We start from the raw sequence: 21,353 nt of genomic DNA on the forward strand, positions 1-21,353 counted from the left end.
CCGGCATGGTATCGACCGCCGCACTCGGCGACGCCAGGGCCCAGCTGGTCCAGGGACTCAGCCCCGAGGATTGCGCGCGCGTGCACGGCGCGCTCGACCATGCCGCCGAGGCCTACGGCGAGCGCCTCGCCAGTTCCGGCCAGAACGCCTTCGAGTTCTCGCTTGGCGTGGCCGGCACCCTGGCCTACCTGCGCACCGACACCGAGACCCGCATCGCCGGCCTGCTGTTCGAGCTGGCGATCTTCGACCCGGCGGCCGCCGACAAGCTCGAGGAACGCTTCGGCAAGGAAGTGGCGGACCTGGTGCGCGGGCAGTTCCAGCTGATCCGCCTGCGCGACCTGACCGCGGTCCAGGCGCCGGTGGGCAGCGGCAAGAACGCGGCCCAGCAGGCCGCCCAGCAGGTGGAAACCCTGCGCAAGATGCTGCTGGCGATGGCCTCGGACATGCGCGTGGTGCTGATGCGCCTGGCTTCGTGCGCGGCCAGCCTGCGCTATTTCGCCGACCAGAAGCGCTTCGACGAGGTCACCCGCGCCTATGGGCGCGAGGTGCTGGATTTCTACGCGCCGCTGGCCAACCGCCTGGGGGTGTGGCAGCTCAAGTGGGAGCTGGAAGACCTGTCCTTCCGCTTCATCGAGCCCGAGACCTACAAGCGCATCGCCAAGATGCTCGAAGAGAAGCGCATGCAGCGCGAAGGCTTCGTGGCCTCCTCGATCGCCCGTCTGCAGGAGGAACTCGCGCAGGCCGGCGTGAAGGCCGAGGTGTCGGGCCGGCCCAAGCACATCTACAGCATCTGGAACAAGATGCGCGGCAAGGAGCTCGACTTCACCGACCTGTACGACGTGCGCGCCTTCCGCGTGATCGTGCCGGACGTGAAGACCTGCTATACCGTGCTGGGCGTGGTCCACAATATCTGGACCCCGATCCCCAAGGAATTCGACGACTACATCTCCCGCCCCAAGCCGAACGGCTACCAGTCGCTGCACACGGTGGTGACGGCCGAGGACGGGCGCCCGCTCGAGGTGCAGATCCGCACCCAGGAGATGCACAACTTCGCCGAATACGGCATCGCCGCCCACTGGCGCTACAAGGAAGAGGGCGGCTCCAACTTCAAGAGCCAGAAGTACGACGAGAAGATCGCCTGGCTGCGCCAGCTGCTGGCCTGGAAGAGCGACGTCGCCGACGTCGTCGCCGGCCAGGAAGACCTGCAGCGCGAATGGGTGGAAAAGCTCAAGGCCGCCACGCTCGACGACCGCATCTTCGTGCTGACGCCGCAGGCGCGGGTGCTGGAGCTGCCGGTGGGCGCCACGCCGATCGACTTCGCCTACCACCTGCACAGCGAGGTCGGACACCGCTGCCGCGGCGCCAAGATCGACGGCGTCATGGTGCCGCTCAACACCCCGCTGAAGAACGGCCAGACCTGCGAGATCATCACCGCCAAGGGCGGCAGCGGCAGCCAGGGCCCGTCGCGCGACTGGGTCAGCCCCGGCTACACGGTGTCGAGCCGCACCCGCACCAAGATCCGCGCCTGGTTCCACGCCCAGGAGCTCGCCGAGACCCTGGCCCAGGGCCGGGCGCTGGTCGAGAAGTCGCTCCAGCGCGAGGGCAAGACCGCGGTCAACCTGGAAGCGCTGGCGCACAAGCTGGGCTTCGCCAAGGTGGACGACCTTTTCATCCAGGTCGGCAAGGAGAAGTTCAGCCTGCGCCATGTGGAAGCCGCCCTGCACGAAGGCGAGCCGCCGCCGCAGGAAGACGCGGCCGTCATCAGCAAGAGCCGCGCCTCGAGTGTGGAGCAGGGCGCCAAGTCCGGCGTACTGGTGGTGGGGACGGAAGGCCTGATGACGATGCTGGCCAAGTGCTGCAAGCCCGCTCCGCCCGACCCCATCGTGGGCTTCGTCACGCGCGGCAAGGGCGTGTCGATCCACCGCCTCACCTGCAAGAACTTCGCCGAGATGCGGGCCAAGGCGCCGGAGCGGGTGATCGAGACCGAGTGGGGGCTGGCGGGCAGCGAGACCGTGTACCCGGTCGACCTGTTCATCCTGGCCCAGGACCGCCAGGGCCTGCTGCGCGACATCTCCGAGGTGTTCTCGCGCGAGAAGATCAACGTGACCGGGGTGAATACCCAAAGCAGCAAGGGACAGGCGCGCATGGTGTTCACGGCGGAGATCGGGTCGACCGCGCAGCTGCAGAAGGCGCTGGGGGCGATCGGGGAAGTGTCGGGGGTGGTGGAGGCGAGGAGGCAGTAAGGTTCGCACGCAAACTTGGGTCCCCGCCTGCGCGGGGATGACGTTCACATTTACGTAGCCGTGAGACCGTCATCCCCCGCCTCGGCGGCCCCCTTGGCGGGAACCGAAGTTTCTCACCGCAGCCCATAACGTATCCAGTTGTCACCAACCCGCGCAAACCGTTGCTAAAGCAGTATCATTCCCCCCATGCGCCGAACCCTCAACCTGACAGCCCGCCCCAGCCTGTGGGGCCTCGCCCTGGCGCGCTACCTGCGCAGCTGGTGGTACATGGTCCACCTGGGCGCGGTCGCCATCGTGATGGCGCTGTCGCCCTCGACCTATCACCGCGCCAACCGCCTGGCGGCCTCGCGCTACATCTATGCCAGCACCTGGCAGGTGCTGCCCTGGTTCACGCTCGCCTCGGCCCTGGTCGGCCTGGTCATCATCCGTATCGTGCTGGTCACGGCCAAGAGCTATGGCCTGTCGCACTACGCGCTGGAGATGGTGGTGCGGGTGCTGGTGCTGGAACTGATTCCCCTCTCGGCCGCGATGTTCGTGGCCCTGCGCGCCGGCATGGCCTTCGACGCCTCGGCCCTGGGCCTGGCGCGCGCCGGGCTGTCGCCGCAGGCCGCCGGCGACGAAGCCTTGCGCCGGGTGCGGCGCGACCTGGTGCCCCAGCTGATCGCCAACGCGGTCGCGGTCCTGAGCCTCGCCATGGTCACCTCGACCGTCGTGCTGGTGCTGGCCTACCTGAACGTCTACGGCCTCTCGCCCTGGGGCGTGGCCGACTATACCCGTACGGTGGGACGCGTGTTCGAGCCGGTGGTGACCGCGGGCTTCGTGCTCAAGACCGTGCTGTTCGGCCTGGCCGTGGCGCTGATCCCGACCGCCGCCATCCTGGAACTGCAGCGCTACCCGCGCCGCGTCGTCTCCACCGTCCAGCCGGGAGCGTTGCGCCTTCTGTTCGTGCTGTTGGTGATCGAGGCCGCCTCGCTCGCCCTGAAGTACATCTGATCCGATATTTCTAGACAAAGCAAAGGAAGTCCATGACCGAAGCGGAACCCGACGAACCAGCCCATGTCGAAGCCAAGGCCATCATCCTGCTGGTGCTGGTCGGCGCCCTGATCGCCGGCTTCGTGCTGTACGTGATGTACGCGCGGGGCGTGTTCGAACCGACCCAGCGCCTGACCCTGGTTACCGACGATTCTTCCGGCGTCATCCCGGGCATGGACATGAGCTTCGCCGGCTTCCCGATCGGGCGCGTGCGCCAGGTCGACCTGGCCGACGACGGCAAGGTGCAGATCCAGGTCGACGTCCAGAGCAAGGACGCCAAGTGGCTGCGCACCTCGAGCGTGTTCACCCTGGAGTCGAGCATCGTCGGCGAGACCCGGCTGCGCGCCTATACGGGCCTGCTGAACGACCCGCCGCTGCCGCCGAATTCCACCCGCACCGTGCTGCGCGGCGACGCCACCGCCGAGATTCCGCGCATCGTCGCCACCGCGCGCGCGCTGCTGGAAAACCTGGAAACCATGACCGCGGCCGAATCGGACATCAACGCCAGCCTGGCGAACCTCCAGGCCGTGACCGGCCGCATGTCGGGCAAGTACGGCGTGCTGGGGGGCGTGCTGGGCGGCGACGAAGAGGCGCGCAAGCTGGGGGAGGCCCTCGACCGCGTGAACACCATCCTGGCCAAGGCCGATACGCGCGTGTTCGGCAAGAACGGCGTCATGGACGACAGCCAGGCCGCCATCCAGCAGCTGCACGTGGTGCTGAAGGACGCCAGCGAGACCCTGAAGAAGGTGGACGCGGTGCTGGTCGAGGCCCAGGCGGTGGGCGCCAATGCGCGCGTGGCCACCCAGGACCTGGGCGCGCTGCGTGGCGAGGTCGACGCCAGCCTGCGCAAGGTGAACCGCCTGGTCGACGAGATCAACCGCAAGTGGCCCTTCGCCCGCAGCAACCAGGAGATCAAGCTGCCATGAGATTCGCACCCATCCTCATCCTGGCGCTGCTGGCCGGCTGCGGCAGCAAGCCCTTGCCGCCGGACTGGCAGGCCAATGCCAAGGGTTCGCTCGACGCCTTTACCGACGATTACCTGAAGGGCAACAGCGCCGCCGCCGAGGCCGAGTTCCGCCGCGCGCGCATGGAAACCACGGCCACCGGCCGGGTCGACCACGTGGCCCAGGTCGAGCTGGTGCGCTGCGCGGCCCAGGCGGCCAGCCTGGTGTTCGAGGACTGCCCCGGCTATGCCGCGCTGGCAGCGGACGCCACGCCCGCGCAGCGCGCCTATGCCGATTACCTGGCCGGCCGCTGGGACGGCTTGAACGCGGCGCTGCTGCCCGAGCAGCACCGGCCGGTGCTGGCGGGCGGCCAGCTGGGCACCGTGGTCGATCCGCTCGCGCGCCTGGTGGCGGCGGGTGCGCTGTTCAAGGCGGGACGCATCACGCCCGAGGGCATCGCGCAGGCGGTCGACACGGCCTCGCACCAGGGCTGGCGCCGCCCGCTGCTGACCTGGCTGGGCGTGCAGGCCCAGCGCGCCGAGAAAGCCGGCGATACGGCGGCGCTGGAGCAGGTCCGCAAGCGGATCGCGTTGGCGTCCGGCCAGCGCTAGCTCGTCGCTACCCGCAAAACCGTCCTACGCGCCACTGGCGCCTGCAACTTCCGGCCTTCGCCGGAACGACGTGCTGGCGGCGCAAGCCCGGGGTTCAGCGCAGCGACCAGGGCAGGGTATTGTGGATGGTGGTCGCCGCGATCGCCGCCTGCCCGGTCGCGACCGCGATCTGGTTCAGCCCGCGCGTGACGTCGCCGATGGCGTACAGGCCCGGCACCGAGGTGCGCAGGTGGTCGTCCACCAGCAGCTTGCGGCACTCCACCGTCTCGGCGCCCAGCGCCGCGGCGAGGTCCGAGCGGGCGGTCTCGCCCAGCATCGGATAGAACACGTCGCAGGGATAGTCCTCGCCGTCGGCCGTGTGCAGGACCGGCTTCAGGTCCTCGCTCATCGTCACGCCCACCAGCGGCGAGCCGACCAGGCGCACGTTGGCCGCGTCGAGCTGGCGCCGCTCCTCGTCGTTGATGGTGGATTCCGCGCTGCGCTCGAACAGGAGGACGTCCTTGCTGAAGGTGCGCATGAACAGCGCGTGCCCGACCGGGTTGACTTCGGACGTGACGACGCCGATGCGCTTGTCGATGACGTCAAAGCCGTCGCAGACGGGGCAGAGGCGCACCGCGCCGCCGGCGACCGCCTCGTCCCAGCGCTCGACCGGCATGCCGGCGTCGGCCACGCCGGTGGCCAGCAGCGCGGTGTGGGCGCGCAGCTCGGTCAGGTCGCCGTCCGGGCCCACGCACTCGCCCACGAACAGGCCGTCCTCGACGCGCAGGCTTGTGATTTCGCCGGGAATCACATGGCCGCCGTAATTGGCGAGCTGGGCGCGCAGGTTCTCCAGCAGCTGTTTGCCGTTGATTCCCTCGGGGAAACCTGGATAGTTGTGCGAGACGGGGATCCATCCCAGCCGGCTGTGGCCCTTGTCGACCAGGGCCACGTTGCGGGTGAAGCGGCGCAGGTAGACGGCGGCCGTCAGGCCGCCGGGGCCGCCGCCGACGATCAGGGTGTCGAATACGGTGTGGTCGAAGTCCATGCGCCGATTATCCGGACCACAGGCGGCCCGCCAATCGGCGTCTTCCTCAGCGGCTGGTAAGAGCCGGCTTACAGGGACTTGCCGCCGGCCGCCTCGGGCTGCAGGGTGACGTGGTCGATGCCGTGGCGTGTGCGCAGCATGGCGCGCACCGCCTCCAGCACGGATGGCCATTCTTCCAGCGAATGGATCTCGAGGTGGCCGATCAGGGCCGGCTCGCCCGGCGACATGTCCCACACGTGCAAGTCGTGCACCGACAGCACGCCCTTGATCCCGGCAATGTCGTTGCCGACCTGCAGGTAGTCGATCTGGTGCGGGACGCCTTCCATCAGGAAGTGGTAGGACTCGCGCAGGATCCCGACGGTCGACTTGAGGATCAGCAGCGACACGAAGACCGACAGGATGGGGTCGACCCGGTACCAGTCGGTGAAATAGATGATGACGCCGGCGGCGATCGCGGCGAGCGAGCCCAGCAGGTCGCCCATCACGTTGAGCAGGGCGGCGCGGGTGTTGATGCTGGTATTGTCGCGCGACAGCACCCAGGCCACCAGCAGGTTGATGCCGGCGCCGATGACGGCGACCACCAGGACGATGCCGCCCTGTACGGGTTCCGGATGCAGCAGGCGCTGCACGGCCTCCCAGCCGATCCAGGCGACCAGGGCCAGCATCGCCAGGCTGTTCACAAAGGCGGCCAGCGCTTCGGCGCGCACGAAGCCGAAGGAATGGCGCGCCGAAGGAGGGCGCTTGGCGATCAGCTGGGCCAGCAGGGCCAGGCCGAGGGCGGCGGCGTCGGTCACCATGTGGCCGGCGTCCGAGATCAGTGCCAGCGAATTCGAGATGAAGCCGGTGACGACCTCGATCACGGCGAACAGCAGGGTCAGGACGAGGGCGACCGACAATGCCTTCTGGCTGCGTCCTTCGATGGTGTGGGAATGGCGCGCGTCGCCGTCGAGGTGGGCGTGCAGGTGGGAAGGGTCGACGGGCCGGGATGTCATGTAATACGCGTTGATCTGGACAATTCGCTAGTGTAAAGCAAAGCCGTCTCTCCGGCGTGGCTGGGGCTGCCAGGCAAGTATTTCCGTGCAAGGGTTGCTTATCGGGAGCCCGGTCCCTATAATGGCGGCATCGGGCGGTTAGTTCAGCTGGTTAGAATACTTGGTCGACATCCAAGGGGTCGCAGATTCGAATTCTGCACCGCCCACCAGAATACTGTGCTTCAGTGCACACACAGTGTAAGAGCGAGAAAGGCACCGACGGTTATGACACCGCGAACTACAACCTGGTTGTGGGGGAATCGCTAGACGCGAAGGGGTGTGCTTTTGCTCAACACAACGAAACAACGCGGCTAGTGCCGCGTTTTTTTTCGTCCGTACATTTTTCACAAGTTTCAAACCTACTCACCGGCGCCCGCGCCACGATTGGAGAACAGCATGCTGAACGTTCGACTTCCCGATGGTTCGAACCGTCAATTCGAGGGTCCCGTCACGGTCGCCCAGGTGGCCCAGAATATCGCTCCCAGCCTGGCCAAGGCCGCGCTGGCCGGCAAGGTCAACGGCAAGGTGGTCGACACCTCCTTCCTGATCGAATCCGATGCCGACCTGGCCATCGTCACCGACAAGGATCCCGAAGGCCTGGACGTAATCCGCCACTCGACCGCCCACCTGCTGGCCTATGCGGTGAAGGAGCTGTTCCCGGACGCCCAGGTCACCATCGGCCCGGTGATCGAGAACGGCTTCTACTATGACTTCTCGTACAAGCGTCCCTTCACCCCGGAAGACCTGCAGGCAATCGAGAAGAAGATGCTCGAGCTCGCCAAGAAGGACGAGCCGGTCACCCGCAAGGTGCTGCCGCGCGACGAGGCCGTGGCCTATTTCAAGTCGATCGGCGAAGCCTACAAGGCCGAGATCATCGCCTCGATCCCGGCCAACGAAGACGTGTCCCTGTATAGCGAAGGCGGTTTCACCGACCTGTGCCGCGGCCCGCACGTGCCCTCGACCGGCAAGCTGAAGGTTTTCAAGCTGATGAAGCTGGCCGGCGCCTACTGGCGCGGCGACTCCAAGAACGAGATGCTGCAGCGCGTCTACGGCACCGCCTGGACCAGGAAGGAAGACCAGGAGCAATACCTGCACATGCTGGAAGAGGCCGAGAAGCGCGACCACAGGAAACTCGGAAAGCAATTGGACCTGTTCCACTTTCAGGAGGAAGCGCCGGGCCTGATCTTCTGGCACCCGAAGGGCTGGACCGTCTGGCAGCAGGTGGAGCAGTACATGCGCCACAAGTACCAGGTCAACGGCTACAGCGAAGTCAAGGCGCCGCAGATCCTGGACCGCAGCCTGTGGGAAAAGACCGGCCACTGGGAAAACTACCGCGACAACATGTTCACCACCGAGTCGGAGAACCGTTCGTACGCGCTCAAGCCCATGAACTGCCCGGGCCACGTGCAGATCTATAACGCCGGCCTGCGCTCCTACCGCGACCTGCCGCTGCGCTACGGCGAGTTCGGCCAGTGCCACCGCAACGAGTCCTCGGGCGCGCTGCACGGCCTGATGCGCGTGCGCGGCTTCACCCAGGACGACGGCCACATCTTCTGCACCGAAGCGCAGATCGAGGGCGAAGTGACCGCCTTCCACGCCCAGGCGATGGAAGTCTACGACGACTTCGGCTTCGAGAACATCGATGTCAAGATCGCCCTGCGTCCGGACAGCCGCATCGGCTCGGACGAGGTCTGGGACCAGGCTGAGGAAGCGCTGCGCTCGGCGCTGCGCGCCTGCGGCGTGAGCTGGACCGAGCTGCCGGGCGAGGGCGCCTTCTACGGCCCGAAGATCGAGTACCACCTGAAGGACAGCCTGGGCCGTCCATGGCAGGTCGGCACCATGCAGGTCGACTTCTCGATGCCGGGCCGCCTGGGCTCGGAGTACGTCGCCGAAGACAATACCCGCAAGGTCCCGGTCATGCTGCACCGGGCGATCGTGGGCTCGATGGAGCGCTTCATCGGCATCCTGATCGAGAACTACGCAGGTGCGTTGCCGCTGTGGCTTGCGCCTGTGCAAGTTGCTATCCTGAACATTTCGGATGCCCAGGCCGACTACGTCAAACAAGTCGAAGCGCAACTGCGCAAGGCAGGGCTGCGCGTGCACGCTGATTTGCGGAACGAGAAGATCACCTATAAAATACGTGAGCATTCCGTCCAAAAGCTGCCTTACATCCTCGTTGTCGGGGACAAGGAGCGGGATGCCAACACTGTGGCCGTGCGTGCCCGCGGCAATGTCGACCTGGGCGTGATGTCCGTCGATGCGATCGTGGAGCGTCTGGTAGGCGAAGTTGCCGCCAAGACGAAATAATCCCGGCCGAACTTTATACTCTCAAAGGAAACAACATAGCTACTGACAAGCAGAATCGCATCAATGGCGAAATCACCCATCCCGAAATGCGTCTGAACGGGATCGACAACGAGCCACTGGGTATTGTGACCCTGGCCGAAGCGTTTCGTCTGGCTGAAGAAGCGAACGTGGACCTGGTGGAGATTGCGCCAAACGCCGTCCCGCCGGTTTGCCGCCTGATGGATTACGGCAAGTTCAAGTATTCGGAGCAGAAGAAGGCGCACGAGGCCAAGCTCAAGCAGAAGATCATCCAGGTCAAGGAAATCAAGTTCCGTCCGGGCACCGATGAAGGCGACTACAGCATCAAGCTGCGCAACCTCATCAAATTCCTGGAAGAGGGCGACAAGACCAAGATCACCCTGCGCTTCCGCGGCCGCGAAATGGCGCACCAGGACATCGGCATGCGCATGCTCGAGCGTCTGCGCGGCGACCTGGAGCCCTACGGCCAGGTCGAGCAGTTCCCGAAGCTCGAAGGCCGCCAGATGATCATGGTGGTTGCGCCGAAAAAGAAGAAGTAATTCTTCGTTCAGTAGTATAGCCAGGACCGGATTCGGGGCGCAGTGATGCTGCGTTCCGCGCCGGTTTTTGGCGTTCTGGTTTTCTTCCCGCCTTCCGCGCCGATTCGGTGCGATGCCGTCGCCCCGCCTTGTCGGCGGCCGCGCGATGTGTCGCCTTGGCGGCAGTCCCGCCGCCTCTATCGCGCACTCCGCCGTGCCGGGCCCTGCAGGTCCCGCCGTATCGCCTGGCGCCCAGCCGCCGCGCTTGCACCATTCCCTTCCCATTGTCGACCTGCTGCACGGCGTCCGTACTTCCTGGGTTGACAAGCGACATATTTAATCCCGCCTTGGCGTGAATTGCAGTTTATGTCTCGGGAATATGGAATGAGGTCTTTTCATTTCGATTTCAATTCAATGTCGGCGTGGCGCGCGTTACCGCCATGACAATATGTACGCAGCATGAGAACAAATGTCCGATGGCCTGCCTGCTTTTACGCCAACGTTGAATAGAACATGATTTTCCCGCGGCTTGACGGGCTGATTTCTCTCGAATTCTATCGCCGCATGCCGCGCGGATATCCTGCATCAATAAAATCGGCCCACGCCGGGAAATTATCTTGTTTTTTCTTGTGATGGATTAAGGTGCTTGTTATATTTAGTACGCCCGTTTCTGCTAAATAGCGATTCGGGAAAATATAATCAATTGAAAGAGACAAGGAAAGTTATGCACCCATTTGCTTTGAATGACGATGCCCTGGACCAGGTCGGCGGCGGCTACAGCCGTCTCATCCTTATCGGCGGCATCATCGCCAATCCGCTGACCCCAGCCCCGAAACTCCCGATCGAAGCGACCACGATGGCGATCGGCGAAGAGGGCGGCGGCTACGTCGAACCGGCGCTGGACTGATCGCAGTGCCGCCGGCACGCCGGCGGCGCCCCGGGAGTCTACCAGTGGCGGACTTCCCCCTGTAGGCAAACGTGTTCAATTATTCCGCAAGGATCGACATGCAAACTCTGACTACCCAAGAAATCGACTTCGTCGCCGGCGGCGCCAGCCCTATCCAGATCGATCTGTCGAACGGCCCTGGTCCATACAACCCGCTCCCGGAACCCATTTTCGGCTGATTCCATCGGCTGAATGAGTCGCCTGGATAATCGGCGAATGATTCGGCTGAATTGTTCGACTGAATTATTCGGATGAATTATTCGGCCGGGCGAGCGTGTCAAATCGTATATTGAAGAGAGATTGAAGATGCATCCATTTTCGCTGACTGAAGAACAAATCGGCGCAGTGTCCGGCGCCGCCGCAAGCTATACCGAGAGCGAGCTCTCGCGTCTTACCACGAACGGTTATGGCACCATCGGCTGGCCTTGTATCCTTACCTGGGGTATTGGCGAAGCCGGCGGTCCGCTGCCGGATAGCCGCGACATCATGTAAGGCAGGTATTGCTTTACCGCGGGCATTGCCCGGATCCGTTTTTGGGCGCCGCTCCCGCGTGAGGCGGCGCCGTTTTTACTTCTGCGCCGGCGATTGGCCCGAGCCGCGTCTGGTGCAGCCCATGATTGATTACTGAAAGAGAAAAATGCATCCATTTTCCCTGACTGAGCAGCAAATCGAACAAGTATCCGGCGCGAACTTCGAACTGGTGCTGGCGCCATTCTCGGCGGGCATGGTCACCGCCGGCGATGGCGAAAGCGGCAGTTGTTTCCCGGAAATGCCGTTCCCGCAACCTGTGATCGTGCTCCCGCTCCCAGGCACGCTCCGCTGATCGAGCCCGCCTGCGCCGCCATCCCATGCCGGCGGCGCTTTGTCTTCCTGTCCAGAAATTCTATGAAACACTTAGTATTAGGGCATGCGCGCGATCCGCATGCGCAGCACATGCTGGCCCGGCTTGCCGCGCGCGGCCACAGTACCGGCCTGGTGCAAACCCAGGTCTTCCCGTCCGCCTTTACGATCAGCATGTACCCCGGCCGTTCGCTCGGGGCGCTGCGGCTGGAAGACGGAACGGCGGTCGACCTGGAAGACATCGGTTCGGTGTATTGGCGTAACTTCGGCGGCGTCGAGGCGGAATCGACCAGGGCGACTCGCGGTACGCCGGCGGATATTGCCTATTACGACAGCATGGCGTGTTTGCGCACCTGGTTCCAGGCGAGGAACCAGACACGCTGGTTCAACAGCTGGGAAGCCTTCCAGTCGCACCAGGAAAAGCCCCATCAGCTGGCGCTGGTCGCGCGGGAAGGCGTGCGGATCCCGCATACCTATATCGGCAACGATCCGGAGCGCATCCTCGCCTTCGCGCGGATGGTGCCCGAACTGATCTTCAAGCCCGTTTATGGCGGCTCGCACACCCAGCGCATCACCGGGCGCCATCTGGCGGGCGAGCATCTTGCCAAGGCCCTGAAGCAGGCCCCGATCACGCTGCAGGAATTCGTCGACGGGACCAATGTCCGCACCTATGCGATCGGCGAACAATGCTTTACGGCGGAACTGCACAGCGACCAGGTCGACTTCCGCGCGGACAGCGGGACCAGGGTGGTGCCGATCGCCACCCCGCCCGGCGTCGCCGCCGCCGCGGCCGCGGTCATGCGCGTGCTGGGCCTGCGCTGGACCGCGATCGACTGGCGCCGCAGCCGCGATGGCGAATACTTTTTCCTGGAAGCGAATCCAAGCCCGATGTTCGGCGCTTTCGAGCGCCAGTCCGGCTACCCGATCACCGACGTCCTGATCGACGCCATGACCGCCTGAACGTGGCTTGAGGGCGCCGGGAAGGTGTTGCGGGATGCCGCCGGATGTGCTCTTGCGCGCAAACTGTGCTAGAATCGTCGGTTCCTGTTTTTAGAAACAGGTTGTAGCGGGCTCGCACTCGCTGCAGGACAAGTGAAAGTAGGCATCTAAGAGCAGCGTCGCTGCCACCTGCAATCCTGTCGTACATATGAGGCTGTCCCGAAAGGACAGATGACTATGCCAAAAATGAAAACCAAGAGCTCCGCGAAGAAGCGTTTTCGCGTGCGTCCGGGCGGTACCGTCAAGTCGGGCATGGCGTTCAAGCGTCACATCCTGACCAAGAAGACCACCAAGAACAAGCGCCAGCTGCGCGGCACCCGTAACATCAATGCGTCCGACGTCCAAAGCGTCTACCGCATGATGCCATCTGCTTAATCTCACACAAAAGGAGCTATTATGCCTCGAGTAAAACGTGGGGTTACTGCACGTGCCCGTCACAAGAAGGTTCTTGAACTTGCCAAAGGCTACCGTGGCCGTCGCAGTAAAGTATTCCGTATTGCCAAGCAAGCAGTCATGCGCGCTGGCCAGTACGCATACCGCGACCGCCGCAACAAGAAGCGCGTCTTCCGCGCACTGTGGATCACCCGTATCAACGCGGCTTCGCGTTCGCACGGCATGACCTACAGCGCGTTCATGAACGGCCTGAAGAAGTCCGCGATTGAACTGGACCGTAAAGTCCTGGCCGACATGGCTGTGCACGACAAGCCGGCATTCGCCGCGATTGTCAACGCAGTCAAGGCCAAGCTGGCTGCCTAATCGGCACGTCTGCTAGCAAGACCAGCGCCTGAGTAATCCGGCGCAAGAGAAGCGGGGCAAGGTTCACACCTGTGCCCCGTTTTTTGATTGTGGCGCCTCCCGCCATCACAAAAAACAGGAAAAGAATAAGCATGAACTCGCTGGAAGAACTCGTCGTCGCGGCCCAGGCTGACTTTGCCGCCGCAGCGGACGCCGCCGCGCTCGAAAATGCAAAAGCCAAGTACCTGGGCAAGACCGGCCAGGTCACCGACCTGATGAAGGGCCTGGGCAAGCTGGATCCCGAGCAGCGCAAGGCGCAGGGCGCCCTGATCAATGCCGCCAAAGAAAAAATCGAACAGGCACTGACCGGCCGCCGCGACGCGCTCGCGAACGCCCAGCTCGAAGCCCGCCTCAACCTCGAGGCGATCGACGTGACCCTGCCGGGCCGCGGCCGCGCCAAGGGCGGCATCCACCCGGTGATGCGCACCTGGGAGCGGGTCGAGCAGATCTTCCGCTCCATCGGCTTCGACGTCGCCGACGGCCCCGAGATCGAAACCGACTGGACCAACTTCACGGCGCTGAACAGCCCGGAAAACCATCCGGCGCGCTCGATGCAGGACACCTTCTACATCGAGGGCGAGGACAGCCTGGGGAAGCCGCTGCTGCTGCGCACCCACACCAGTCCGATGCAGGTCCGCTATGCGCGCACCCACACGCCGCCGATCAAGGTGATCGCGCCGGGCCGCACCTACCGCGTCGACAGCGACGCCACCCACTCGCCGATGTTCCACCAGGTCGAAGGCCTGTGGATCGGCGAAGACATCAGTTTCGCCGACCTCAAGGGCGTGTACCTCAACTTCGTCAAGGCCTTCTTCGAGACCGACGACCTGCAGGTTCGCTTCCGTCCGTCCTACTTCCCGTTCACCGAGCCATCGGCCGAGATCGACATCGCCTTTGGCAGCGGACCGCTGAAGGGGCGCTGGCTGGAAGTCTCGGGCGCCGGCCAGGTGCACCCGACCGTGGTGCGCAACTTTGGCCTGGATCCGGAAAAGTTCATCGGCTTCGCGTTCGGCTCCGGCCTCGAGCGCCTGACGATGCTGCGTTATGGAATCAATGATCTTCGCCTGTTCTACGAAGGCGACCTGCGCTTCCTTAAGCAATTCAATTGAACTTTGGCTGAACCCTCGAAGTAAGAAGAAGGCAAACGAATATGCAATTCTCCGAAAACTGGCTCCGTTCCATGGTCGATCCGAAGATGAGCTCGGACGAACTGTCGCACCTGCTCACCATGTCCGGCCTCGAAGTGGAAGAAGTCGAAGCGGTCGCGCCCCCGTTCTCGAACGTGGTGGTGGCCGAGGTCAAGGAAGTGGCCAAGCATCCGGATGCGGACCGCCTCAACGTCTGCCAGGTGGATGCCGGCACCGGCACCCTGCTGAACATCGTGTGCGGCGCGCCCAATGTGCGCGCCGGCATGAAGGCGATCTGCGCCAAGGCCGGCGCGGTGCTGCCGCCGGGCGCGGACGGCAAGCCGTTCGAAATCAAGGTCGGTAAACTCCGCGGCGTCGAGTCGCAAGGCATGATGTGCTCGGCCAAGGAGCTGAAGATCTCGGAAGAGAGCAGCGGCCTGATGGAGCTGCCGGCCGACGCGCCGGTGGGCGCCAACATCCGCGACTACCTCGGCCTGAACGACCTGAAGTTCACCATCAAGCTGACCCCGAACAAGGCGGACTGCCTGTCGGTGCTGGGCGTGGCGCGCGAAGTCGCGGCCCTGACCGGTTCGCCGCTGCACCTGCCGACCACCCGCCAGGTCGCGGTCACCAGCGACGAGAAGCTGCCGGTCAAGGTCTCGGCGCCGGACCTGTGCGGCCGGTTCGCCGGCCGCGTCATCCGCGGCCTGAACGCGCGCGCCGCCACCCCCGAGTGGATGAAGCGCCGCCTGGAACGCAGCGGCCAGCGTTCGGTGTCGGCCCTGGTCGACATCTCGAACTACGTCATGCTGGAAGTGGGCCGTCCCTCGCACGTGTTCGACCTGGCCAAGATCCACGGCGGCCTGGACGTGCGCTGGGGCAGGAAAGGCGAATCGCTCAAGCTCCTGAACGGCAACACCATCGAGATCGACGACTGGGTCGGCGTGATCGCCGACGACAAGGAGATCGAATCGCTGGCCGGCATCATGGGCGGCGATTCCACCGCCGTCAGCCTGGACACCACCGACATCTACCTGGAAGCCGCGTTCTGGTGGCCGAACGCCATCCAGGGCCGCGCGCGCCGCTACAACTTCTCGACCGATGCGGCACACCGCTTCGAGCGCGGCGTCGACTACGCGACCATCCCCGAGCACATCGAGCGCATCAGCGCGCTGATCGTGGAGATCTGCGGCACCCTTGATACGAAAGTCGGCCCGCTCGACGACCAGGTCGTCAACCTGCCGCAGCCGAAGGCCGTCACGATGCGCACCGCGCGCGCCGCCAAGGTGATCGGCGTGCCGCTCACCGACGAGGCCGTGGCCGACATTTTCACCCGCCTGGCCCTGCCGTTCAGCTTCGACCAGGGTGTCTTCAGCGTGACCGCGCCGAGCTACCGCTTCGACATCGAGATCGAGGAAGACCTGATCGAGGAAGTCGCGCGCGTCTACGGCTTCGAGAATATCCCTGCGCTGCCGCCGGTCGCGCCGAGCGCGATGCTGATCGAGCCGGAAAACACCCGCTCCCTGTTCGCGATCCGCCACCAGTTGGCCGACCTGGGCTACCAGGAAGTGGTCAACATGAGCTTCGTGGAAGCCCAGTGGGAGCAGGACTTCGCCGCGAACGCTGAGCCGATCCGCCTGCGGAACCCGATCGCCAGCCAGATGAGCGTGATGCGCTCGAACCTGATCGGCAGCCTGGTCGCGAACGTGCGCTACAACGTCAACCGCAAGGCCGGCCGCGTGCGCGCCTTCGAAGTGGGCGCGGTGTTCCACCGTAACGCCGCCGCCGCCGACGGTCCGCTGTCGATCGCCGGCTACGACCAGCCCAAGCGCGTCGCCGCCATCGCCTACGGCCCGGCCGTGGACGAGCAGTGGGGCGAGAAGACCCGCGCGGTCGACTTCTTCGATGTGAAAGCCGACCTGGAGGCGCTGTTCGCCCCGGCCGTGCCGCGCTTCGTGAAGGGCGAGCATCCGGCGCTGCATCCGGGCCGGTCGGCCTTCGTTGAACTGGACGGCCAGCGCATCGGCTTCATCGGCGAGCTGCATCCGCGCTGGCTGCAGAAGTATGACCTGCCGCAAGCCCCGGTGCTGTTCGAGGTCGATGCCGAAGCGCTGCGCCGCCGCACGGTGCCGAGCTATGCCGAGATCTCCAAGTTCCCGGGTGCGACGCGCGACCTGGCGCTGGTGCTCAAGCAGGACGTGGCGGCCCAGGACGTGCTCGACGCATTCCAGGCCGAGCTGGCCTCGAATCCTGCTGGCAAGATCGTGCAAGGTATTGTTTTGTTTGATGAATACCGCGGCAAAGGCCTGGAGACGGATGAAAAAAGCCTTGCTTTCCGCTTTAGCTTGCAAGATACTCAATCGACGCTGCAGGACGACGCGGTGGACGCTATCATGGCTGCCGTGGCCGATGCCGCAAAGCGCAAGCTCAACGCGAAACAGCGTGCTTGAGCCATCTCTCCAGAACTCGTTTGACTTGAAGGCAGGGCTTCAAAATTAATAACAACGACGTTGATTCGGCCGTACTCCAGGAGGCCCTCGCGGCCGACCTGGATCGCGCGATGCACGTGGCGCGGGTGCGGAAGGAACAAGAAAAGGCATTACCGACCTTGACCAAGGCCGAGCTGGCCGAGCTGCTCTTCGAGCAGGTCGGCCTGAACAAGCGCGAAGCCAAGGACATGGTCGAAACCTTTTTCGATGAGATCCGTAACGCGCTCGAACGTGGCGAAGCGGTCAAGCTGTCCGGCTTCGGCAATTTCCAGTTGCGCGACAAGCCGCAGCGGCCTGGCCGCAATCCAAAAACCGGGGAAGAGATTCCCATCACGGCGCGCCGCGTCGTGACTTTCCACGCCAGCCAGAAGCTCAAGGGCATGGTCGAAGAGACCAGCCCCTCGGGCTCGCCATCCGGCTCGCTGGCACGTGCCGCCTGATAGCGGGTGAATGCGCCGATGAACGACCGTCCGAACAAGACCGAGCTGGGCCCGCTTCCGCCGATCCCGGCGAAGCGCTACTTCACCATCGGCGAGGTCAGCGAATTGTGCGGGGTCAAGCCCCACGTCCTGCGTTACTGGGAACAGGAATTTACTCAGCTGAAGCCTGTCAAACGCCGTGGGAACCGACGCTACTACCAGCATCACGAAGTCCTCCTGATCCGCCGGATCCGCGAGCTGTTGTACGAGCAGGGCTTTACCATCAGCGGCGCCCGCAATCGCCTCGACAGCCGGGCGACTGCGCTGGCCGGGGTGGAAGAACAGGATGTGCCGGAGGTCGCCGCAGCCGCAGCCGTGGACGTCGAACATCTGCGTACCGAATTGCTGGGGATTCTCGACCTTCTTCAGCACGGCCAGCAGCCGGCCTGAGCTCAATTAGCCGACGCCGCGCGTGGCAGGACGCTGCGCGAGCTCGACTGCTGCTCAGGCATTCGTGCGGCTGTTGAAGGTCCGCGCCGGAGTGTTAAAATGTCACTCGCGGTTATGCTGAATCAACGCATGCAAGCTGGGCGAATGAGAACCCGGTACTTTCCTGCGCAAGGAAAATTTAAGGGAAGACAATGATACGCGTTGCCATTTGTGACGATCACCAAATAGTTCGAGCAGGTTTCAAACAGATTTTCTCGTCGTCGGGCGAGTTCGAAGTGGTTGCCGAGGGCGCTACCGGCCGCGAGGCCCTTGACATCGCACGTCGCGAAATCTGCGATGTGCTTCTGCTCGACATCGCGATGCCGGACCAGAGCGGCATCGACATCCTGCGCACCATCCGCCAGGGCCAGCCCAACCTGCCGGTGCTGATCCTGTCCGGCTATCCGGCGCAGCAATACGCGCTCAACCTGTTCAAGATGGGCGCCAACGGCTACCTGAACAAGGAATGCGAGGCCGACGAACTCAAGACCGCCGTGCGCACCGTCTACCAGGGCCGCCGTTACGTCAGCTCGACCGTCGGCGAACTGCTGGCCCAGAGCTTCGACCGCGATCCCAACACGGCGCTGCACACCGAGTTGTCGGACCGCGAATTCCAGGTCTTCCTGCGCCTGGCCAAGGGCGCGACCGTGTCCGACATCGGCAATGCCTTGTCGCTCTCGATCAAGACCGTGTCCACCTACCGTACCCGCATCATGGAAAAGATGGGTCTGCAGTCGAACAGCGACCTGACCTACTACGCCATGAAGAACAATCTCCTCGATTGATTCCTCCCGCGCGCTCCCCGCGCGCGTGTTTTCCCTACCGTAGGGTCGGCCGGGCGCGCAGCCGGCTCCGCCGCCGACGCGCTGATCGTTGGCCGCCGGGTCATCGCGACGGCGAGCGGCACCGCCATCATGGCTGCGCATCCTGCCGACCCAAGCGTCCCGCTACCTCATCGATACAGCGCAGTACCGCGCGCACTCGATGCACCAAGATGGAAAGGGCGTAAGATGGTTCACTGAAGCCGTCAGTCGGACCGCCTGGCCGCTTGTTTGGATGGCATTACTAGTACGCAATTTGTGTATTTGTCCTGCAACCTAGTTGCAACATTTAGTTACAGCCGGGAATTTCGCGGTGCAACATTTTCCTCATCCGTCTATAATCTACCGACGGCAACGTTGCGCGAAAGGAAGCCACAGGATGACCACTTCACCCGCCCGGGCCGACAAGCCTATCCGCACCCTCCCGCTCAACAAAACACTGCTGTGCCTGGCCTGCGTCATTCTGCTGATCGTCAACGGCGTCTTCCTGGTCCGTAACCTGGACGACCTGCGCGCCGCCAACACCCTGCAGGCCCAGACCGCCCGCGTGTCGGACGAACTCCAATACCTGAACCTGCTCGTGACCGACGCCGAAAGCGGACTGCGCGGTTACTTCCTGTCGGGATCCGATGTCTACCTCGGTCCGCTGCACGCGGCGCCCCAGCAGATCGACAACCAGCTGCGCGCCCTCGGCGTGCTGCTCGCCGACAGCCCTTCGCAAGCGAAGAACCTGAACCAGCTGCGCGCCCTGGTCCAGAAAAAGCTTGGCCTCATGCATCAGGCGCTGGAGGTCTACCGCCAGGGCGGCCTGGTCGATATCGTGGCCATCGCCGCGGCGCCGGACGAGCGCGCCGACATGGACGAGATCCGCCTGCAGGTGGTGATCATGACCCGCGAACAAAACGAGCTGCTTGCCGCGCGCACCGCGTCGTTCTACGAACAATACCGCCACGCTGCGCTGCTCGGCGTGGGCATCAACGCCGCCGCCATCATCGTCCTCTTGCTGTTCTATAAGCTGATCCGCCGCGCCTTCCGCCTGCGCCTGCAGGCCGAGCGCGCGCTCCAGGCCTCGAACGAGCACCTCGAGCACATGGTGGTCGAGCGCACCGAGCAGCTGTCGGTGCTGTCGCGCCACTTGATCAAGGTATCGGAAGAAGAGAAGTCGCGCCTGGCGCGCGAGCTGCACGACGAGATGGGCGCCAACCTGACCGCCATCGGCATGGACCTGACCACGGTGGGCGAGCAGTTGCGCGCCACCCATCCGGACCTGGCGTCCATGCTCGCGCGTGCGCGCCGCACCCTGGTCGACACGGTCCAGCTCAAGCGCCGCATCATCGAGAACCTGCGGCCCAGCCTGCTGGACAACATGGGCTTGTCGGCCGCGCTGCAAAGCTATTGCGCCGATTATGCGCGCATCACTTCGCTCGACTGCGACGCCCTGGTGGAGCGCGACGCCGACGCCGCTGGCCCGATGCAGGCCATTGCGCTGTTCCGCATCACCCAGGAAGCCCTGAACAATATCGCCAAGTACGCCAAGGCGCGCTCGGTAATCGTCAACCTGACGCGCGAGGAAGACGGCTGGGACCTCGAAATCACGGATGACGGCATCGGCATTCCCGAAGGCGCCATGACCAAGTCCAAATCGCACGGCTTGCTGGGCATGCGCGAACGCGCCTTGCTGCTGGGTGGAACGCTGGAGGTGGAACGGGGAGTGAACGGGGTCGGAACTTGTGTGCGCGCCTGGATTCCGGCGCAAGCTCCCGGTGGGGATGGAACGCCTGCTTCGCCGCTGCCTTCACCGCGAAGCGAGGACCCGCCGCCGGTCTTGCCGGAGACGGATCCTCCCAAACTCAACGCGCCACATCCATGAGCAGGCGGTCGTATTCCGACTTGGCGACCTTGTAGCATTCGCCGGCGTATTCTTCCAGCCCTGCACGGTCGAGGACGGTGATATTGCCGCGGCGGTACTGGATCAGGCCTTCGTCCTGCAGCTTGCCGGCGGCGGCGGTGATACTTTCGCGGCGCACACCCAGCATGATCGAAATCAGTTCTTGGGTCACTTTCAGCTCGTTGCTTGGCGAACGGTCCAGGCGGTCGAGCAGCCAGCGGCAGAGCTTCTGTTCGATCGAGCTGTGGCGGCCACCGACGGCGTTCTGGGCCATCTGGGCGAACAGGGCGTTGGTATAGCGCATCAGGAGCTGGGGCAGGGCGCCGCCGCGGTTGAAAGCGTCGCGCAGGTACTGGGTCTTGAGGCGGTAGCCGTAGCCCGCGCTCTGGACCACGGCGCTGCACATGGCGCGTTCGCCCATGAACAGCGACACGCCGACCACGCCTTCGTGGCCTACCACGGCGATCTCGGTGGTGGCGCCGTCTTCCATCACGTAGAGCAGCGACACGATTGCGGTCGTCGGAAAATACACGTATTCCAGTTTGCTGCCATACTCGAACAACTCCTTGCCGAATGGCAGAGGGACGAGTTCGAGGTGTTCGAACAGGGTTTCCAGGTCTTGGCGCGGGAGGGCGGCCAGCAGTTCGTTCTGCTGGGTGCCGCTGTAGCTGACAACGGGGCGGGACGCGGATTTCATCTCCTCACTCGTGGCAGGGAGCTGGTTCTTCGCTTTTTGCGTGGCACCACCAAGTTGAGTGTTGTTCATTTGTTGTCCTCTTTGATCTCTAACGTACTGTCGTGTACTTCACGGG

At 64.1% G+C, this 21,353-nt stretch carries 21 protein-coding genes and 1 tRNA gene; 19 read left to right on the forward strand and 3 right to left on the reverse strand.

Translation table 11 applies throughout. The features are described from left to right. Positions 1–5: 5 nt before the first annotated feature. From V7778_RS16160 to V7778_RS16175, 4 genes are all read left to right on the forward strand, one after another. The gene (locus V7778_RS16160) at positions 6–2,243 is read left to right on the forward strand and encodes a RelA/SpoT family protein (RefSeq protein WP_335557093.1); all 2,238 of its coding nucleotides are present in this window, start codon (positions 6–8) and stop codon (positions 2,241–2,243) included. Between the two features lie 186 nt (positions 2,244–2,429). Then, positions 2,430–3,236, forward strand: a complete 807-nt coding sequence (locus V7778_RS16165; protein ID WP_335557095.1) for an MlaE family ABC transporter permease — start codon at positions 2,430–2,432, stop codon at positions 3,234–3,236. A gap of 32 nt (positions 3,237–3,268) precedes the next feature. After that, on the forward strand, positions 3,269–4,201 hold the full coding sequence (locus V7778_RS16170) for an MlaD family protein (protein WP_335557097.1): 933 nt from the start codon (positions 3,269–3,271) through the stop codon (positions 4,199–4,201). After that, complete coding sequence (locus tag V7778_RS16175; RefSeq protein WP_335557099.1) at positions 4,198–4,830, forward strand: hypothetical protein; 633 nt, start codon at positions 4,198–4,200, stop codon at positions 4,828–4,830. The genes V7778_RS16170 and V7778_RS16175 overlap by 4 nt, the downstream gene beginning before the upstream one ends. Positions 4,831–4,924: 94 nt before the next feature. Here the strand turns inward: V7778_RS16175 and V7778_RS16180 are convergent, their stop codons facing one another. Together V7778_RS16180 and V7778_RS16185 are read right to left on the reverse strand one after the other, a co-directional pair. Continuing rightward, positions 4,925–5,854 carry an NAD(P)/FAD-dependent oxidoreductase gene (locus V7778_RS16180; RefSeq protein WP_335557101.1) on the reverse strand — a complete coding sequence of 310 codons (930 nt, stop codon included), beginning with the start codon at positions 5,852–5,854 and terminating at the stop codon, positions 4,925–4,927. Between the two features lie 68 nt (positions 5,855–5,922). Further along, positions 5,923–6,846, reverse strand: a complete 924-nt coding sequence (locus V7778_RS16185; RefSeq protein ID WP_335557103.1) for a cation diffusion facilitator family transporter — start codon at positions 6,844–6,846, stop codon at positions 5,923–5,925. 132 nt (positions 6,847–6,978) lie between these two features. Between V7778_RS16185 and V7778_RS16190 the strand changes: the two genes are divergently transcribed. The 15 genes from V7778_RS16190 to V7778_RS16260 all read left to right on the forward strand — a co-directional run bounded on the left by V7778_RS16190 (position 6,979) and on the right by V7778_RS16260 (position 20,523). Further along, positions 6,979–7,055, forward strand: a tRNA-Val gene (locus V7778_RS16190). Between the two features lie 226 nt (positions 7,056–7,281). Continuing rightward, on the forward strand, positions 7,282–9,192 hold the full coding sequence (gene thrS / locus V7778_RS16195; protein WP_335557105.1) for a threonine--tRNA ligase: 1,911 nt from the start codon (positions 7,282–7,284) through the stop codon (positions 9,190–9,192). After that, positions 9,192–9,749, forward strand: coding sequence for a translation initiation factor IF-3 (gene infC, locus V7778_RS16200; RefSeq protein ID WP_335557177.1), 558 nt, complete (start codon positions 9,192–9,194; stop codon positions 9,747–9,749). Before thrS ends, infC begins: the two co-directional genes overlap by 1 nt. 703 nt (positions 9,750–10,452) lie before the next feature. After that, on the forward strand, positions 10,453–10,635 hold the full coding sequence (locus V7778_RS16205) for a hypothetical protein (RefSeq protein ID WP_335557106.1): 183 nt from the start codon (positions 10,453–10,455) through the stop codon (positions 10,633–10,635). Between the two features lie 339 nt (positions 10,636–10,974). After that, on the forward strand, positions 10,975–11,166 hold the full coding sequence (locus tag V7778_RS16210; RefSeq protein ID WP_335557108.1) for a hypothetical protein: 192 nt from the start codon (positions 10,975–10,977) through the stop codon (positions 11,164–11,166). Between the two features lie 145 nt (positions 11,167–11,311). Then, positions 11,312–11,497, forward strand: a complete 186-nt coding sequence (locus V7778_RS16215) for a hypothetical protein (protein ID WP_335557110.1) — start codon at positions 11,312–11,314, stop codon at positions 11,495–11,497. Between the two features lie 62 nt (positions 11,498–11,559). Further along, positions 11,560–12,474, forward strand: a complete 915-nt coding sequence (locus V7778_RS16220; RefSeq protein WP_335557112.1) for an ATP-grasp domain-containing protein — start codon at positions 11,560–11,562, stop codon at positions 12,472–12,474. A 216-nt stretch (positions 12,475–12,690) separates the two neighbouring features. Further along, positions 12,691–12,888 (forward strand): 50S ribosomal protein L35, encoded by a 198-nt coding sequence (gene rpmI, locus V7778_RS16225; protein ID WP_056135342.1) that lies wholly within the window; start codon positions 12,691–12,693, stop codon positions 12,886–12,888. Positions 12,889–12,909: 21 nt separating this feature from the next. After that, positions 12,910–13,269, forward strand: a complete 360-nt coding sequence (gene rplT / locus V7778_RS16230; RefSeq protein WP_211519450.1) for a 50S ribosomal protein L20 — start codon at positions 12,910–12,912, stop codon at positions 13,267–13,269. 131 nt (positions 13,270–13,400) lie between these two features. Next, a complete protein-coding gene (pheS, locus tag V7778_RS16235; RefSeq protein ID WP_335557124.1) occupies positions 13,401–14,417 on the forward strand; it encodes a phenylalanine--tRNA ligase subunit alpha in 1,017 nt (338 codons plus the stop codon). Positions 14,418–14,458: 41 nt separating this feature from the next. Continuing rightward, positions 14,459–16,885 (forward strand): phenylalanine--tRNA ligase subunit beta, encoded by a 2,427-nt coding sequence (pheT, locus tag V7778_RS16240; protein WP_335557126.1) that lies wholly within the window; start codon positions 14,459–14,461, stop codon positions 16,883–16,885. A gap of 110 nt (positions 16,886–16,995) precedes the next feature. After that, on the forward strand, positions 16,996–17,364 hold the full coding sequence (locus tag V7778_RS16245; RefSeq protein ID WP_211519453.1) for an integration host factor subunit alpha: 369 nt from the start codon (positions 16,996–16,998) through the stop codon (positions 17,362–17,364). Between the two features lie 18 nt (positions 17,365–17,382). After that, positions 17,383–17,793: a MerR family transcriptional regulator gene (locus V7778_RS16250; protein ID WP_335557130.1), complete on the forward strand. Its 411-nt coding sequence runs from the start codon at positions 17,383–17,385 to the stop codon at positions 17,791–17,793. A 191-nt stretch (positions 17,794–17,984) separates the two neighbouring features. Further along, the gene (locus V7778_RS16255) at positions 17,985–18,617 is read left to right on the forward strand and encodes a response regulator (RefSeq protein ID WP_027865355.1); all 633 of its coding nucleotides are present in this window, start codon (positions 17,985–17,987) and stop codon (positions 18,615–18,617) included. 415 nt (positions 18,618–19,032) lie between these two features. Beyond that, the gene (locus tag V7778_RS16260; RefSeq protein WP_335557133.1) at positions 19,033–20,523 is read left to right on the forward strand and encodes a CHASE3 domain-containing protein; all 1,491 of its coding nucleotides are present in this window, start codon (positions 19,033–19,035) and stop codon (positions 20,521–20,523) included. On the opposite strand, the gene V7778_RS16265 is transcribed toward V7778_RS16260, so the two are convergent. Then, positions 20,504–21,307 (reverse strand): Crp/Fnr family transcriptional regulator, encoded by an 804-nt coding sequence (locus V7778_RS16265; protein ID WP_211522601.1) that lies wholly within the window; start codon positions 21,305–21,307, stop codon positions 20,504–20,506. The genes V7778_RS16260 and V7778_RS16265 overlap by 20 nt on opposite strands. Positions 21,308–21,353: the final 46 nt, after the last annotated feature.

Source organism: Massilia sp. DD77, assembly GCF_036961685.1.
GTDB lineage: Bacteria > Pseudomonadota > Gammaproteobacteria > Burkholderiales > Burkholderiaceae_D > Telluria.

Bases quoted from the DNA above. Each gene is read 5' to 3' on its own strand.
- V7778_RS16160 (WP_335557093.1), top strand. From the start codon at position 6: ATGGTATCGACCGCCGCACTCGGCGACGCCAGGGCCCAGCTGGTCCAG.
- V7778_RS16165 (WP_335557095.1), top strand. From the start codon at position 2,430: ATGCGCCGAACCCTCAACCTGACAGCCCGCCCCAGCCTGTGGGGCCTC.
- V7778_RS16170 (WP_335557097.1), top strand. From the start codon at position 3,269: ATGACCGAAGCGGAACCCGACGAACCAGCCCATGTCGAAGCCAAGGCC.
- V7778_RS16175 (WP_335557099.1), top strand. From the start codon at position 4,198: ATGAGATTCGCACCCATCCTCATCCTGGCGCTGCTGGCCGGCTGCGGC.
- V7778_RS16180 (WP_335557101.1), bottom strand. From the start codon at position 5,854: ATGGACTTCGACCACACCGTATTCGACACCCTGATCGTCGGCGGCGGC.
- V7778_RS16185 (WP_335557103.1), bottom strand. From the start codon at position 6,846: ATGACATCCCGGCCCGTCGACCCTTCCCACCTGCACGCCCACCTCGAC.
- thrS (WP_335557105.1), top strand. From the start codon at position 7,282: ATGCTGAACGTTCGACTTCCCGATGGTTCGAACCGTCAATTCGAGGGT.
- V7778_RS16205 (WP_335557106.1), top strand. From the start codon at position 10,453: ATGCACCCATTTGCTTTGAATGACGATGCCCTGGACCAGGTCGGCGGC.
- V7778_RS16215 (WP_335557110.1), top strand. From the start codon at position 11,312: ATGCATCCATTTTCCCTGACTGAGCAGCAAATCGAACAAGTATCCGGC.
- V7778_RS16220 (WP_335557112.1), top strand. From the start codon at position 11,560: ATGAAACACTTAGTATTAGGGCATGCGCGCGATCCGCATGCGCAGCAC.
- rpmI (WP_056135342.1), top strand. From the start codon at position 12,691: ATGCCAAAAATGAAAACCAAGAGCTCCGCGAAGAAGCGTTTTCGCGTG.
- rplT (WP_211519450.1), top strand. From the start codon at position 12,910: ATGCCTCGAGTAAAACGTGGGGTTACTGCACGTGCCCGTCACAAGAAG.
- pheS (WP_335557124.1), top strand. From the start codon at position 13,401: ATGAACTCGCTGGAAGAACTCGTCGTCGCGGCCCAGGCTGACTTTGCC.
- pheT (WP_335557126.1), top strand. From the start codon at position 14,459: ATGCAATTCTCCGAAAACTGGCTCCGTTCCATGGTCGATCCGAAGATG.
- V7778_RS16245 (WP_211519453.1), top strand. From the start codon at position 16,996: ATGCACGTGGCGCGGGTGCGGAAGGAACAAGAAAAGGCATTACCGACC.
- V7778_RS16250 (WP_335557130.1), top strand. From the start codon at position 17,383: ATGAACGACCGTCCGAACAAGACCGAGCTGGGCCCGCTTCCGCCGATC.
- V7778_RS16255 (WP_027865355.1), top strand. From the start codon at position 17,985: ATGATACGCGTTGCCATTTGTGACGATCACCAAATAGTTCGAGCAGGT.
- V7778_RS16260 (WP_335557133.1), top strand. From the start codon at position 19,033: ATGACCACTTCACCCGCCCGGGCCGACAAGCCTATCCGCACCCTCCCG.
- V7778_RS16265 (WP_211522601.1), bottom strand. From the start codon at position 21,307: ATGAACAACACTCAACTTGGTGGTGCCACGCAAAAAGCGAAGAACCAG.